Here is a 15,178-nt window from a genome sequence, read left to right on the forward strand (position 1 = left end):
CACTGGAGGTGGTCGGTCCGTGAACGTACTCGCACCCGGGAGCGGGGTGGTTGTGACCGGAGCAGCCCGAGGGATCGGGAAGGCTCTGGCCACTCGGTTCGCGGCGGAAGGGTGTCGCGTCGTCGTGGCCGACATCGACGATGCCGAGCTCTGCTCGGTGGCCGACTCGATCGGCGCCCTCGCGGTTCCCGGCGACGCCGCCTCGGCCGCCGGCACCGCGGCGCTCGTGGACGCCGCCCGGGAGGAGCTCGGCAAGATCGACGCCTGGTACGGCAACGCGGGAGTCGAGCGCGGCCGCGGGCTCGAGGCCTCCGACCACGCCTGGTTGACCTCGTACGAGGTCAACGTCCTCGCCCACGTACGCGCCGCGCGGCTGCTGCTGCCGGAGTGGGTCGCCCGTGGTGCCGGTCGGTTCGTGGTCACCTCCTCCTCCGCGGGTCTCCTCACGCTGCTCGGCTCCCCGTCCTACGCGGCCACCGAGCACGCCGAGATCGCCTTCGCCGAGTGGCTCGCCGCGACGTACCGGCACCAGGGCATCGTCGCTCAGGCGATCGTCGCGCGCAGCGTGAAGACGGCGATGCTCGAGCGCTCCTCCGGACTCCCGGGTTTCCGGTCGGCCGAGGGCGCGCTCACCGCCGAGGAGGTCGCCGACGCCGTCTGGGAGGCTGGGCAGAGCTCGCAGTTCTGGATCTCGCTCGAGCCCGACGTGGCCGAGGAGTACGCCACGCGTGCCGCCGACGTCGATGCCTGGATCGACGACGTCAACCGGGTCCGGCAGGAGCTCGACCAGACCGACTAGCCTCGAGTCGTGGAATCTTTGGTCTCGACCTGGCTCAGTGGCCTCGACGGCATCCCGACGCAGGCGCAGAACGTCAACCAGCAGCACTATGCGGCGAGCCTGATGAAGGTGCCGGTCGCGATCGCCGCCTATCGGCTGCGCGATCGCGGGCTGCTCTCGCTCGACGAGCCGATCACGGTCCATCCCGACTTCGACTCCGCCGCCACCGGGTCGCGGTTCGAGATGGACCCGGCCGAGGACCAGGACCCCGAGACCTGGCAGGCGGTCGGCTCCCAGCTGCCGCTGGGTGAGCTCGTACGCCGCTCCCTGACCGTCTCCGGCAACCTGGCCGTCAACCTCGTGCTCGAGCGGGTCGGGCTCGCGGAGGTCGCCGCGGTGCTCGCCGACGCCGGGGTGACGCCGATGACGACAGTGTCCCGCGGGATCGAGGACGCACCTGCGCGCGAGGCCGGGCTGCAGAACCTGGTCACCGCCAACGACATGGGCAAGCTGCTCACCAAGCTCGCCTCGGGCCGGCTGCTCTCGCCCGAGTCGACCGCCGAGCTCGAGGGGATCCTGGTCGCCCAGGAGTATCGCGACGCGATCCCGCTCGGGGTGCCCGAGGACGCGGTGGTCGGCAACAAGACCGGTTGGGTCGACGGCGTCCGCCACGACATGGCGATCATCCGCCCGGCCCAGGGTGAACCTCAGGTCATGGTCGTGCTCACGACCGGCCTGGACGACGACGAGTCGGAGTTCCGGATCAGCGAGGTCGCTCGCTATCTGTGGTCGACCCTGTGACGGTGCCTCGGGTCGCCGCGGTGCGCACCCAGCGTGTCCGGGTGCCGCTGCACACCCCGTTCGTGACCGCGCTGCGGCGTACGGAGTTCGCGGAGACGGTCGTCGCCACGGTCGAGGACTCCGACGGGTGCGTCGGGTGGGGTGAGGCGCCGCAGGTCTGGCGGGTCACCGGCGACTCGCTCGCCGGGTCCGCCGCGGCGTTGGAAGGACCGATCTCGGATGTCCTGATCGGGGCAGCCGCCGATCTGTCGTCGGCCGAGCTGATCCAGGGTGCGGTCGTCGGGAACCGGTCGGCCAAGATGGCCGCCGACATCGCGTTGCACGACCTTGTCGCTCGCCGGGCTGGGGTGTCGATGACCGAGCACCTGGATGTGTTGGTTTCGACACGCCTCCGCCTAGCGGCTCCGAGGTCTGAACGAAGTGGCCTTCAACCAACGCCGAGCCCCCGCTGGTTGAGCCCGGCGAGCGCCAGCGAGCCGGTGTCGAAACCAACACAGCTGCTCACCGACATGACCCTCTCCGTCGGCACCCCGGCCGACCTGGCAGAGACAGCAGCCGCCCGAGCGCGCGACGGGTTCACGACCCTCAAGATCAAGGTCGGCACCGACGCCGCGGGTGATGCCGAGCGCGTGCTCGCGGTGCGCGAGGCGGTCCCGGGGTGCGTGCTCCGGCTGGACGCCAACACCGGCTGGCGCGCGGACGAGGCGGTGGCGGTGCTGACGACCCTGGCCGACCAGGACGTCGAGCTCGAGTTCGTCGAGCAGCCGGTCGCCCGGCGGGACCTGGAGGCGATGGCGTACGTCCGTCGTCACCAGCCCTACCGGATCCTCGCCGACGAGTCGGTCTTCGACCTCGAGGACCTCGTCGACGTCATCCGCGCGGGCGCTGCGGACGCGGTCAACGTCAAGCTGGCCAAGTGCGGCGGGATCACGCCCGCGATCGAGCTGCTGGAGGTCGCGAAGCGTCACGGCCTGGGTCGCCTCGTCGGCTGCATGATGGAGTCCCACCTCGGCATCGGCGCGGCGGCAGCCCTGGTCGCAGCGCTCGGCATCCCCGGCGAGCAGGACCTCGACGCGGGCTGGTGGGCGAGGACCAGCCCGTACGCCGGTGGGATCAGCTATGACGGCCCCCGCATCCTCTTCCCTGATCAGCCGGGCCTCGGCATCGAAGGAGTCCTCCCATGACCACCGTCCACCAGCCCACCTTCGTCGTGGCCGAGCCCGCCGAGGACGCCGAGCACGAGACCGAGGTCGTCCCCGGCGAGGAGGTCGTCGTCCTCGAGACCCGAGGCGAGTGGGCGTACGTCGTGGTCCCCTCCCACGCCTCCACGAAGGACGAGCGGGGCTACCCCGGCTGGCTGCCGGCGGATGCCCTGACCAGCTCCGTCTCCGTCCTGCTGAGCAGGGCCAGGAGCTTCCTCGGTGTCCCGTACGTCTGGGGCGGCACCACCGACGCGGGCATCGACTGCTCCGGCCTGGTCTTCCGGGCGGCGGAGGCCATCGGCGTACGTCTCCCGCGGGACGCCCGTGACCAGGCCGCCGCGCTCACCGCGATCGACCTCGACGAGGTCCGCGCCGGCGACCTCTATTTCTTTGCGCGCCCGGACGGGCGGGTCATGCACGTGGCCGTCGCGACCGCGTCCCCGGAGCCCGACGGCACCCGCCCGATGATCCACGCCGACGGCGAGACGATGGTCGTGGTCGAGGAGCCCATGCCTCCCGACCGGCTCGCCACCCTGGTCGGTGCCGCCCGTCTGTGACACCCGCGTGACTTATCGGCCCGCGCCGGTGAATTTCTCGCGCGCCAGAAGTGACAATTCGACGTGGTGAGTTAACTTCGAACGTATGACTCGAACTGGGGCCCTGAGTCCACAGAGCCGCGATCTCGCGATCGGCACGATGGTCGGTGCGGCGGGGGAGACCGAGCTCGACGTACTCGTCGTCGGTGGAGGTGTGACCGGCGCCGGGGTGGCGCTGGACGCCGTCACCAGAGGCCTGAGCACGGGCCTGGTCGAGCAGCGCGACCTGGCCTCGGGAACGAGCTCGCGGAGCTCGAAGCTCGTCCACGGCGGCCTCCGCTACCTCGAGATGCTCGACTTCGAGCTGGTCCGCGAGGCGCTCCAGGAGCGCGGTCTGCTGCTCAACACCCTGGCCCCGCACCTGGTCCGGCCGGTGCCGTTCCTCTACCCGCTGACCAACCCGGTCTGGGAGCGCGCCTACATCGGAGCGGGCCTCGCGCTCTACGACGGGATGGCCAGCTTCGGGCCGCTCTCCGGGATGGGCAACTCCGGCCTCCCGCGCCACCGCCACCTCACCCGCCGGGGCGTCGCCCGGATCGCCCCCGACTTCAACACCGACACGATCACCGGCGCGATCCAGTACTACGACGCCCAGGTCGACGACGCCCGTCTGGTGATGACGATCGCCCGCACCGCCGCCTCCCACGGCGCCCACATCGCGACCCGGGTCCAGGTGACCGGGTTCCTGCGCGAGGGCGAGCGGGTCGTCGGGGTCCGGGCTCGCGACCTCGAGCACGACCAGGACCTGGTCATCCGGGCCAAGACGGTCGTCAACGCCGCCGGGGTGTGGACCGACGAGATCCAGGACATGGTCGGCGGTCGCGGCGCCCTGCATGTCAAGGCGTCCAAGGGCATCCACCTCGTCGTCCCGCGCGACCGGATCCGCTCCGAGTCGGGCTTCATCGTCCGCACCGAGAAGTCGGTCCTCTTCGTCATCCCGTGGGGCCGCCACTGGATCATCGGCACCACCGACACCCCCTGGACCTACGACCTCGCCCACCCGGCCGCCTCCAAGACCGACATCGAGTACGTCCTGGAGCACGTCAACGCGATCCTGCGCGAGCCGCTCGACCTCGAGGACGTCGAAGGCGTCTACGCCGGGCTCCGCCCGCTCCTGACCGGCGAGTCGGACCAGACCGCCGGTCTCAGCCGCGAGCACACCGTGGTCACGCCGCTGCCGGGGCTGGTGCTGATCGCCGGCGGCAAGCTGACGACCTACCGGGTGATGGCCAAGGACGCCGTCGACGCCGCGGCGCACTCGCTGGGGACCACGACCAACATGACCCTGCGCGACTCGATCACCGACAAGGTGCGACTGGTCGGGGCCGAGGGCTTCGAGACCCGCTCCAACCAGCGGGTCCTGCTCGCCCGTCGCTCCGGCCTCCACGTCGCCCGGATCGACCACCTCCTGGGCCGTCACGGCGGCCTGATCGACGACGTGCTCGACCTCATCCAGGAGCGCCGCCCGCTCGCGCTGCCCCTGGAGGGCGCCGAGGACTACCTCGCCGCCGAGGTCGTCTACGCCGTCACCCACGAGGGCGCCCGCCACCTCGACGACGTGCTCGAGCGCCGCACCCGGATCTCGATGGAGACCTTCGACCGCGGCGTACGCGCTGCTCCGGGGGTCGCCAAGATCATGGCCGACGAGCTCGGCTGGGACGAGCAGCGCGCCAAGGAGGAGGTCGACCACTACCTGCGCCGCATCGAGGCCGAGCGCCGCTCCCAGCTCATGGTCACCGACGAGGAGGCCGACCGCGCGCGCCTGGAGGTCGAGGTCTGAGCCTGCGACCCGAATCCGCGGGTCGAGATCAATCGAGGTGGGCTGGAATTGCCGTGGCGGAGCAAGCGGTTGACGTAGCAATCTGATCCCATGTTCCTGGTCGCAGATCCCCCCGAGCCGTTGGCCACCGACGACTTCGTGCTCGCGCCGCTGAGTCCCGAGCTGCTCGACCTGGACACCGAGGCCTACCTGGCCAGCCCGGACGTGATCCGCGACCACAGCTGCGGCAGGTGGCCGCTGGAGGGGTTCGGCAGCGACGACAACCTGCCCCTGGTGATCCGGCACTGGTCCGACCACCAGGCGAAGCGGGCCTTCACCTACCTCTTCCTCGACCCCACCGGCACCTCCTCGCTCGGCTGCCTCTACGTGCAGCCCTTGTACCCCTACCTGGAGGCGATGGGCGCCGACGCCCAGACCCTGCTCAGGTACGCAGGTGGCTCCACCGCCCGGGTGAGCTACTGGCTCCGCCAGGACCGCGATCCCGAGCTCACCGCGTCGGTCGCCGAGCGGCTCGACGAGTGGCTGCGTACGAAATGGCCGTTGGACGCCTATCTCTACCGGGCCACCCCCGCGGAGGAGTGCACCGTGCACGCCCTCGACCGGCTGCCGCTGGACCGCGTCGACATCGACCTCCCGGCCGAGCGTCACAGCTATCTGTGGTGGGCAGCGGACGTTCGTATCGTGAGTTAGTGGGACGGCTGTCTGGCTTCAGAGACGCCGGTCACATACTCTCGGTACATGAGCGCATCGAACCCGACTTCTTCCGGCGGCCCGATCGTCGAGGGCCCGCTCGATCCCGAGCACGACGCCACGGCGTCCCTGGCCCTCGAGCCTGACTATGTCTCCCGCCTGACCGGCCGCATCGTGGCGACGACGGGGGAGAGCCGAGAGGTCATCAGTCCGCTCAACGGGGCGCCGCTGGCGCACATCCCGCAGTCGAGCGACGACGACGTCGCCGCGGCCTTCGCCAAGGCCCGGGTCGCGCAGGAGAAGTGGGCCGCGACCCCGGTCTCCGAGCGCGAGCGCATCCTGATCAAGCTGCACGACCTCGTCCTCGACCGGCAGGCCGAGATCCTCGACCTGATCGTGCTGGAGTCGGGCAAGGCCCGCAAGCACGCGTTCGACGAGCCGCTGCACATCGCCCTGACCGCCCGCTACTACGGGCGGAGGAGCAGCAAGATCCTCGACACCGAGCGCAAGCTCGGCGTCATCCCGGTGCTGACCCGGGTCGAGCTCAACCACGTCCCCAAGGGTGTCGTCGGCATCATCAGCCCGTGGAACTACCCGTTCACGATGGCGCTGTGCGACGGCCTGGCCGCGATCGCCGCCGGCAACGCGGTGGTCATCAAGCCCGACTCGCAGACCATGCTCAGCGCGCTCCTCGGCGCCGAGCTGCTGGCCGAGGCCGGGCTCCCGGAGAACCTGTGGACCGTCGTGGCCGGACCGGGGTCCAAGATCGGCACCAGCATCATCCAGCGCGCCGACTACGTCTGCTTCACCGGCTCGACCAACACCGGCAAGATCGTCGCCAAGCAGGCCGCGGAGCGGCTGATCGGCGCGAGCCTCGAGCTCGGCGGCAAGAACCCGATGCTGATCCTGAAGGACGCCGACATCGAGAAGGCGGCCGAGGGCGCGACCCGCGCGGTCTTCTCCAACTCCGGCCAGCTGTGCGTCAGCGTCGAGCGCCTCTTCGTCGACGACAAGATCTACGACCGGTTCGTGGAGCGCTTCGTCGCCCGCACCCAGGCGATGACCCTCGGGGCCACCCTCGGGTGGGAGAACGACATGGGCACCCTGATCTCGCAGGCCCAGGTCGACACCGCGACCGCCCACGTCGAGGACGCCGTCTCCAAGGGCGCCCGCGTGCTCGCCGGCGGCAAGGCCCGCCCCGACCTGGCGCCGTTCTTCTTCGAGCCGACCATCCTCGAGGGTGTCACCCCGGAGATGACCTGCTTCGGCAACGAGACCTTCGGCCCGGTCGTCTCCCTCTACCGCTTCCACAGCGAGGAGGAGGCGATCCAGCGCGCCAACGACGGCGAGTACGGCCTCAACGGCTCGATCTACAGCCGCGACACCTCGCGCGCCCGCCGCATCGCCCGCCAGATCAAGTGCGGCACCATCAACATCAACGAGGCCTTCGGCGCCACCTTCGCCAGCATCGACGCCCCGATGGGCGGCATGCGCGAGTCCGGCCAGGGCCGTCGCCAGGGCGTCGAGGGCATCCTGCGCTACACCGAGACCCAGTCGGTCGCCTCGCAGGCCGTGCTGCGCTTCGCCCCGCAGTTCGGGATGAGCGACCAGGCGTACGCCAAGTTCATGACCGCCTCGCTGCGCGCGCTGAAGGCGCTGGGCCGCGCATGACCCACTACGACGTGCTCGTCATCGGGTCGGGTTTCGGGGGATCGGTCAGCGCGCTGCGTCTCACCGAGAAGGGATACAAGGTCGGGGTGGTCGAGGCGGGTCGCCGGTTCAGCGACGACGAGCTGCCCAACACCTCCTTCGACCTGCGCAAGTACCTCTGGGCGCCGGCGATCGGCTGCTACGGGATCCAGCGCATCGACATGGTCAAGGACGCCGTGATCATGGCCGGCGCCGGTGTCGGTGGCGGCTCGCTGGTCTACGCCAACACTCTCTACGAGCCGCTCGACCCGTTCTACGAGGACCCTTCCTGGAGCCACATCACCAACTGGAAGGACGAGCTCGCTCCCTACTACGAGCAGGCCAAGCGGATGCTCGGCGTCACCCTCTACCCCCACCTGACCCCCGCCGACGAGGTCATGCAGAAGGTCGCGGCCGAGGCCGGCCGCGGTGACACCTTCCACAAGGCGCCGGTCGGCGTCTTCTTCGGCGGCCCGGGCCAGGTCGAGGGGCAGGAGGTCGCGGACCCCTACTTCGGCGGTGAGGGCCCCGACCGGCGTACGTGCACGAACTGCGGCGAGTGCATGACCGGCTGCCGCCACAACGCGAAGAACACCTTGGTCAAGAACTACCTCTACCTCGCCGAGAAGAACGGCGCCGAGGTGCACCCGCTGACCACTGTCACCCGCGTCTACCCGGCCAGGACCGGAACCGGGTACGTCATCGAGACCCGCTCCACCAAGGCCAAGCTCGGCATCGGCCGCACCCGGAAGTTCACCGCCGACCAGGTGATCTTCTCGGCGGCCTCGCTCGGCACCCAGAAGCTGCTCCACAAGCTCAAGCGCACCGGCGACCTCCCGCAGATCTCCCCGCGCCTGGGTGAGCTGACCCGCACCAACTCCGAGTCGATCCTGGGCGCGATCGCGCCGGACACGGCCATCGACTACACCGAGGGCGTGGCCATCACCTCCTCGTGGCACCCCGACGAGCACACCCACATCGAGCCGGTCCGCTACGGCCACGGCAGCAACGCGATCGCGGCGATGCAGACGGTGCTCACCGAAGGTGGTCCCCATCGGCTCCGCCGCTGGCTCAAGGAGATGTGGCTGCAGCGGCGGTCGCTGCGTACGTTCTACGACTTCAAGCACTGGTCCGAGCGCACCGTCATCGCGCTGGTCATGCAGGCGCTCGACAACTCGATCACGACCTTCCCGAAACGCACGATCTTCGGGTGGCGGATGTCGTCGAAGCAGGGTCACGGCAAGCCCAACCCGACCTGGATCCCGGCCGGCCTGGATGCCGTGCGGAAGATGGCCGGGGTGATGAGCCGGGGCGACAAGCCGGGCTATGCCGGCGGCACGATCGGGGAGCCGTTCAACAAGCCGATGACCGCCCACTTCATCGGCGGCTGCACCATCGGCGACTCGGTGGAGACCGGTGTGATCGACCCCTACCAGCGGCTCTACGGCTACGACGGCCTGCACGTCGTCGACGGCTCGGCGATCTCTGCCAACCTGGGCGTGAACCCGTCGCTGACGATCACCGCGCAGGCCGAGCGGGCGATGGCGTTCTGGCCCAACAAGGACCAGGCCGACCCGCGCCCGGAGCTGGGTGCCGGCTACGCGCGGATCCAGCCGGTCCGGCCGGCCTCGCCGGCGGTGCCCGCGAGCGCGCCGGCTGCGCTGCAGCTGCCCATCGTTGACGTACGGTGACCAGACTGTTGCCGTAGCGACACCGACTGCGCGGGAAGTTCTTGGCAGGAAGTTTTAAGTTGACCCGTAACTGTGGTTAAGAGGGGTCGTTGGAGTGATCAGACCCGGGATTGCTCCCTCCCTAATACATGCCGGGTCTTTCGTCCGGGACAGTTCTGCCTCGGGCAATCAGGGCCCGGCCACCTCCCTCCCCGGCCGGGCCCTGGTGCATTTCACGGAGGACGCGACCCGTCGTTAGGATTCGTGCATGACGCAGGCTCCTGGGGCGGAAGAGCACGATCTGGTTCTCGTGGTGGACTTCGGTGCGCAGTATGCGCAGCTGATCGCCCGCCGCGTACGTGAGGCGAAGGTCTACTCCGAGATCGTGCCGCACTCGATGCCGGTCGAGGAGATGCTCGCCAAGAACCCGAAGGCGATCATCCTCTCCGGCGGCCCCTCGAGCGTGTACGCCGAGGGCGCCCCCGCCATCGACAACGGCCTGTTCACCGCCGGCACCCCGGTGTTCGGGATGTGCTACGGCTTCCAGCTGATGGCCCAGGGCCTGGGCGGGACCGTCGACGACAACGGAGCCCGGGAGTACGGCCGTACGCCGGTCACCGTCGGCGTCCCCGGCACCCTGCTCCGGGACATGCCGCCGGCCCACAACGTGTGGATGTCGCACGGCGACTCGGTCTCCGAGGCGCCCGAGGGCTTCACCGTGCTCGCGAGCACCGCGGACACCCCGGTGGCGGCCTTCGAGAACGTCGAGAAGCAGCTGGCGGGCGTGCAGTGGCACCCCGAGGTGCTCCACTCCGAGCACGGGCAGAAGGTGCTCGAGCACTTCCTGTGGGACATCGCCGGCGCGCGCCAGACCTGGACCATCGGCAACATCGCCGAGGACCAGATCGAGCGGGTACGCCAGCAGATCGGCGACCACCGCGCGATCTGCGCGCTCTCCGGTGGCGTCGACTCCGCGGTCGCCGCGGCCATCGTCGCCAAGGCGATCGGTGACCGGCTGACCTGCGTCTACGTCGACCACGGCCTGATGCGCAAGAACGAGTCGGTCGCGATCGAGAAGGCGTTCCGGGACTCGACCGGCGCCGAGCTGAAGATCGTCGACGCCGAGAAGGAGTTCCTCGACGCGCTCGCCGGGGTCACCGACCCGGAGGAGAAGCGCAAGATCATCGGCCGCGAGTTCATCCGCTGCTTCGAGCGTGCCGAGGTCGAGATCCTCGGTGACTCGGACGAGAAGGTCGCCTTCCTCGTCCAGGGCACCCTCTACCCCGACGTCGTCGAGTCCGGCGGCGGCGCCGGCACCTCCAACATCAAGTCCCACCACAACGTCGGCGGCCTCCCCGAGGACCTCGAGTTCGAGCTGGTCGAGCCGCTGCGTGAGCTCTTCAAGGACGAGGTGCGTGCCGTCGGCTCCCAGCTCGGCCTGCCCGACGAGATCGTCCAGCGCCAGCCGTTCCCCGGCCCCGGCCTGGGCATCCGCATCATCGGCGAGGTCACCAAGGAGCGGCTCGACATCCTGCGCGAGGCCGACGCCATCGCCCGCGAGGAGATGACCCGCGCCGGTCTCGACCGCGACATCTGGCAGATGCCAGTCGTGCTGCTCGCCGACGTCCGCTCGGTCGGCGTCCAGGGCGACGGCCGCACCTACGGCCACCCCGTCGTGCTCCGCCCGGTCACCTCCGAGGACGCGATGACCGCCGACTGGGCGCGCCTGCCCTACGACGTCATGGAGCGCATCTCCACCCGGATCACCAACGAGGTGAGCGAGATCAACCGGGTCACCGTCGACATCACCTCGAAGCCCCCGGGCACCATCGAGTGGGAATGAGTTGTTGAGCGGTCCCGGCCGTGGACAATGGCGTCCATGACTGAGCCGGACCTCGCTCGACGACTCCTTGACGCCCACGTCGCCCACGAGATGGCGGCGATGCGGGGCGTACGCTTCCTCGATCTCGTCACCGGCGAGATCGACTTCGCGCTGCGTGCGGCCAGCGGTCTGACGCTCGACCAGGTGATGCCGCGCGACCTGATCAAGGAGGTCGCGCTCAAGTACGTCAGCACCTTCCGGCTCCCGGGCGCGATCCCGGAGGTCGCTGGGGCGCTCGCGACGCGGCTGAAGGCGCATCCCGCCAACGACACCCAGCTGGGCAAGGTGGTCAGCCGGCCGCGGATCGCCGAGCTGGTCGAGGCCCTCGTCGAGATGCGTACGCTGCGCCAGCAGGTCCTGCGCAGCCTGGCCGACAACTCGGGGATCCAGGCCGGCGTCGGCACCTTGGTGCGCGGCACGGCCCGGGGTGCGGTCGACACCGGCCGCCGGCTCGCCGACAACCTGCCGGGTGGCTCCCTCGGCTTCTCGATCGCCGAACGCGTCGCCGGCCGGATGGCCGACACCGTGAAGGGCACCCCGGTCGGCGCCGCCGTCGACCAGAGCGCCCGCGAGCTGGCCGAGCGGGGTGCCGGAGCGCTGCTCGGCTACCTCACCGACACCGCCGCGAGCTCGGTCACCGACGAGGAGGTGCACGACGCGCTGCTGGAGATCTGGGACGCGCTCGCGACCCGACCGGTGCGCGAGCTCGCCGACCTGGTCGACGACGAGCAGCTGGTCGCGCTCTTCGTCGGGCTCTACCAGGTCTGGCTCGACATCCGGGACTCCGAGTATCTGCAGGCCCTGGTCGACACGGGTGTCGACTTCTTCTTCGACACCTACGGGGGCTTCACCCTCGACCGGCTCCTGGAGGAGTGGGGCCTGGGCCGCGACGACCTGATCGAGGAGGCGCTCCGCTTCGGTCCGCCGGTGATCGAGGCGCTCGCCGAGGCCGGTGTCCTCGAGCAGCTGGTCCGTCGCCGGCTCTCGAGCTTCTACGAGTCACCGGAGGCTCAGGCTCTTCTGGAGTGAGGCCGTGTGCCTGGCCGCCGGGGTGGGTACCGGACCCCGAGCAGTCGATCAGGCAGGAGGCACGACATGGCCGAGACGATCGTCGACGACAGGCTCTGGGAGAACTTCCACCGCGCGGTGAACATGACCTCGCGCGACCTGCGGAAGTGGCTCGCCGTGCAGGGGGCGGGGGAGACGACCGAGGCCGAACCGGACCGGGCCGGCAGCGCGCTCGGCCACCGGGTGGCCGCCATCCTGGGAAAACGCCGCGCCGACCTCACCCCCGACGACGTGGACGTGATGCATCGGGTCGTCGACAAGGTCACCGACCTGCGCGGCGGAGACACCGGCCAGTGGGAGCCGACCGCGGGCGATGCGCACTGGCGCCGCCGGCTGATGAACGTCGGCCACGACCCGCTGGGCTCGTGAGTGCCGCGGAGTGGGTTCCGGAGTCGCCGAGCCTCGCCGATCTCCGCAGCGCGGTCCAGGACTGCCGCGGCTGCGAGCTCTACCGCGACGCCACCCAGGGCGTGATGGGGGAGGGGCCCACGCCGGCCCCGTTGATGCTCCTCGGTGAGCAGCCCGGTGACGGGAGGACCGTGAGGGCGAGCCGTTCGTCGGCCCGGCCGGCGGCATCCTCCACGAGGCGCTCGCCGATGCCGGGATCGAGCCGGAGGCGACGTACACGACGAACGTCGTCAAGCACTTCCGCCACCGCCTCTCGGGCAAGCGCCGCATCCACCAGTCACCCACGAGCAAGCAGGTCGGGGCCTGCGCTCCGTGGCTGGCGGCGGAGCTGGACCTGGTACGTCCCGCCGGCGTCGTCCTGCTGGGCGGCACCGCCGGCAAGGCGCTGTACGGCTCGTCCTTCCGCGTCGGTGAGGCCCGCGGCCACCTCCTCGAGTGGCCCGACGCCATCGCCACGGAGACCCTCGACCCCTGGGTCCTCGCCACGACCCACCCCTCGGCGGTCCTCAGGGCGGAGGACGAGAGACAGGCGACGTACGACGGTCTGGTCGCCGATCTGCGGGTCGCCGCGAAAGCCCTGAAGAAATAGTGACGGGCGATGTCGAGATCGCCGGTGCACGCTCGACGCGTGGGTACGAGCATCACCACCCACTTCCTGAGGAGATCGAGATGAGCACCAACGCACAACGAGCCGGCTGGGTCATCACCGTCCTGGTCACCCTGTTCCTCGGCTTCGACATCGTCACGCACCTGCTGCGGGTCGAGCCCGTCATGGACTTCAACGACAAGGTCGGCGCGCCGGGCTGGTTCCCGGTGGTCTGTGGCGTCGTCCTCGGCCTGTCGCTGGTCGCCTACCACGTCCCGGCCACCCGGGCGATGGGGACGGTCCTGATCACCGCCTACCTCGGCGGCGCGGTCACGGTGAACCTGGTCTTCGGGCAGCCGGCCTTCAACACCGTCTTCGCCATCGCCACCGCCGTCCTCGTCTGGGCCGGCGCCTGGCCCCGCGACGAGCGCCTCCGCGCCCTCGTCACCGCCTGAGCCCCCGCCGAGTCGGCCCGTCCTGACCGAAAACCCCGCCGAGTCGGCTCGTCATGACGAGCCGACTCGGCGAGGGTTCTGGTCAATTCGAGCCGACTCGCCGCCCTTCGGGCTCGCGGTGGTATCTGGAGACGGTCTATGCCGGCCAGGTCGGTCGCTGCGACTGAGCTCGGAGCGACCGAGAATGTCGGTGGGCCGGATTACTGTTCCTGTGCGTGAGATGGAGCTACCCGACCATGGCGGATGGCACGAGCGTGTCCTTCCGTCCGTCGGGGCGCCCGCAGCTCTCAGCGTGGATGAGTGCGCACATCCTCGAGCGTCACCAGGCCACCTCTGAGTCCGAACGAGATTGGCCCAGGAAATCGAAGTTTCCCGCGGGCTGGAGCGCAGTTCAGATCATTGCCGCGGTGGACCTGGCCCTCGCCGAGCCCGACCGCCCGCCGACGCGTCTCGGCGACAAGATTCGCTTCGAGCGGGTGGTCGATGGTCAGCTCGTGCGCGTGCAGGTTCGGGACGACAGGGAGCCACCCGAGATCTGGAACGCCTATCCCGTGGACAGCGAGGGCTAGCATGGTTGTCATGAACGTCGAGGACTTCGCCTATGGCGTACTGATGGAGGCACTGCCGTCCATCCCCGCGGAGGTGCTCGAGGTCATCGCGGACGATATCGACGCAGGTGAATACCTGACATCCTTGATCGAATTGATCGAACGGGCCCCCGAGACCGTCTCGGTGGCGGTCGTGGATGCCCTGGAAGGCCATCTCGAGAACCTTCCCGAAGGGCCCCATCGCAGGGTCGGCGCCGACGCTGTGGCCCGTCTCCGCCACCTCAAGACCGCCTGAGCACCCGCCGACCCGGCGGGTTTCGGGCTAGCTGTGGTGCAGGCGGGTGAAGGCGCCGAGGACGGTGCGCTCGGAGAGGACGAGGTAGTCCTGGAGCTCGGCCGCGGCGGCGGGTCCGCCCTGCTCGAGGAAGGTCTCGAGGAGGGCGCGGTTGCGGGTGACGAAGGGGGCGTGCAGGGCCTCGGGGTTGTCGATCTCGAGGAACGCGAGCCGCAGCTCGGCGGCGATGTCGCGGAAGAGCCGCTCCAGGCGCGGGCTGTCGGCGAGGGCGACGATGGCGTCGTGGAAGGCCATGTTGGCGGTGCCGAGCGTGCGCCAGTCGCGCGCCTCGAGGCTGGTCTCGCTCTGCTCCACCGCCTCGCGCATCGCCGTCACCGCGGGATGGAGCGGGGAGCCGGCGGCCAGGGCGGCTGTCTCGACGTAGCGTCGCGCCCGATAGATGTCGACGACGTCCGCCACGGTGGGTGAGGCGACCGAGACGCCGCGGTGGGGTACGTGCTCGACGAGCCCCTGCTCGGAGAGGACGCGGAACGCCTCACGAAGCGTGTTGCGCGAGACCCCGAGCTTCTCGGCGAGGGAGATCTCCGAGAGCCGGGTGCCGGGGGCGAACTCGCCGTCGATGATCCGCCGGCGCAGGGCGTTCGTCAGGGTGTCCTCGACTTCGGGCATGACCGCATCCTAGGGGAATCGGATCCGCGGACAATCGAAACGCCATTTTAACAATGCCGGG

At 70.0% G+C, this 15,178-nt stretch carries 16 protein-coding genes; 15 read left to right on the top strand and 1 reads right to left on the bottom strand.

Going from position 1 to position 15,178, the window contains the following annotated elements; all coding sequences use genetic code 11:
* Positions 1-52 precede the first annotated feature (52 nt).
* From ACZ6WN_RS05555 to ACZ6WN_RS05625, 15 genes are all read left to right on the top strand, one after another.
* On the top strand, positions 53-799 hold the full coding sequence (locus ACZ6WN_RS05555) for an SDR family oxidoreductase (protein WP_465863513.1): 747 nt from the start codon (positions 53-55) through the stop codon (positions 797-799).
* Positions 800-808: 9 nt separating this feature from the next.
* Positions 809-1,579, top strand: coding sequence for a serine hydrolase (locus ACZ6WN_RS05560; protein WP_465863229.1), 771 nt, complete (start codon positions 809-811; stop codon positions 1,577-1,579).
* A gap of 2 nt (positions 1,580-1,581) precedes the next feature.
* Entirely contained in the window at positions 1,582-2,763 is a 1,182-nt protein-coding gene (locus tag ACZ6WN_RS05565) for a dipeptide epimerase (protein ID WP_465863231.1), read from the top strand.
* Entirely contained in the window at positions 2,760-3,338 is a 579-nt protein-coding gene (locus ACZ6WN_RS05570; protein WP_465863232.1) for a C40 family peptidase, read from the top strand. The genes ACZ6WN_RS05565 and ACZ6WN_RS05570 overlap by 4 nt, the downstream gene beginning before the upstream one ends.
* 85 nt (positions 3,339-3,423) lie before the next feature.
* A complete protein-coding gene (locus ACZ6WN_RS05575) occupies positions 3,424-5,157 on the top strand; it encodes a glycerol-3-phosphate dehydrogenase/oxidase (RefSeq protein ID WP_465863233.1) in 1,734 nt (577 codons plus the stop codon).
* Positions 5,158-5,247: 90 nt separating this feature from the next.
* A complete protein-coding gene (locus ACZ6WN_RS05580; RefSeq protein WP_465863234.1) occupies positions 5,248-5,847 on the top strand; it encodes a hypothetical protein in 600 nt (199 codons plus the stop codon).
* 48 nt (positions 5,848-5,895) lie between these two features.
* A complete protein-coding gene (locus ACZ6WN_RS05585) occupies positions 5,896-7,518 on the top strand; it encodes a succinic semialdehyde dehydrogenase (protein ID WP_465863236.1) in 1,623 nt (540 codons plus the stop codon).
* Positions 7,515-9,227, top strand: coding sequence for a GMC family oxidoreductase N-terminal domain-containing protein (locus ACZ6WN_RS05590; RefSeq protein ID WP_465863237.1), 1,713 nt, complete (start codon positions 7,515-7,517; stop codon positions 9,225-9,227). Before ACZ6WN_RS05585 ends, ACZ6WN_RS05590 begins: the two co-directional genes overlap by 4 nt.
* Before the next feature lie 247 nt (positions 9,228-9,474).
* Positions 9,475-11,049 carry a glutamine-hydrolyzing GMP synthase gene (gene guaA, locus ACZ6WN_RS05595; protein ID WP_465863239.1) on the top strand — a complete coding sequence of 525 codons (1,575 nt, stop codon included), beginning with the start codon at positions 9,475-9,477 and terminating at the stop codon, positions 11,047-11,049.
* A 36-nt stretch (positions 11,050-11,085) separates the two neighbouring features.
* Positions 11,086-12,117 (top strand): hypothetical protein, encoded by a 1,032-nt coding sequence (locus ACZ6WN_RS05600; protein WP_465863240.1) that lies wholly within the window; start codon positions 11,086-11,088, stop codon positions 12,115-12,117.
* A 66-nt stretch (positions 12,118-12,183) separates the two neighbouring features.
* Positions 12,184-12,525: a DUF3140 domain-containing protein gene (locus tag ACZ6WN_RS05605; RefSeq protein WP_465863241.1), complete on the top strand. Its 342-nt coding sequence runs from the start codon at positions 12,184-12,186 to the stop codon at positions 12,523-12,525.
* A 205-nt stretch (positions 12,526-12,730) separates the two neighbouring features.
* Complete coding sequence (locus ACZ6WN_RS05610) at positions 12,731-13,153, top strand: uracil-DNA glycosylase family protein (protein WP_465863514.1); 423 nt, start codon at positions 12,731-12,733, stop codon at positions 13,151-13,153.
* Between the two features lie 80 nt (positions 13,154-13,233).
* Positions 13,234-13,605: a DoxX family protein gene (locus ACZ6WN_RS05615; RefSeq protein ID WP_465863242.1), complete on the top strand. Its 372-nt coding sequence runs from the start codon at positions 13,234-13,236 to the stop codon at positions 13,603-13,605.
* Positions 13,606-13,841: 236 nt separating this feature from the next.
* The gene (locus tag ACZ6WN_RS05620) at positions 13,842-14,174 is read left to right on the top strand and encodes a hypothetical protein (RefSeq protein WP_465863244.1); all 333 of its coding nucleotides are present in this window, start codon (positions 13,842-13,844) and stop codon (positions 14,172-14,174) included.
* A gap of 10 nt (positions 14,175-14,184) precedes the next feature.
* A complete protein-coding gene (locus ACZ6WN_RS05625; RefSeq protein WP_465863246.1) occupies positions 14,185-14,448 on the top strand; it encodes a hypothetical protein in 264 nt (87 codons plus the stop codon).
* Between the two features lie 27 nt (positions 14,449-14,475).
* Here the strand turns inward: ACZ6WN_RS05625 and ACZ6WN_RS05630 are convergent, their stop codons facing one another.
* Entirely contained in the window at positions 14,476-15,117 is a 642-nt protein-coding gene (locus ACZ6WN_RS05630) for a GntR family transcriptional regulator (protein WP_465863248.1), read from the bottom strand.
* Positions 15,118-15,178: the final 61 nt, after the last annotated feature.

The sequence above is a fragment of the Nocardioides sp. NPDC054178 genome, assembly GCF_055585005.1.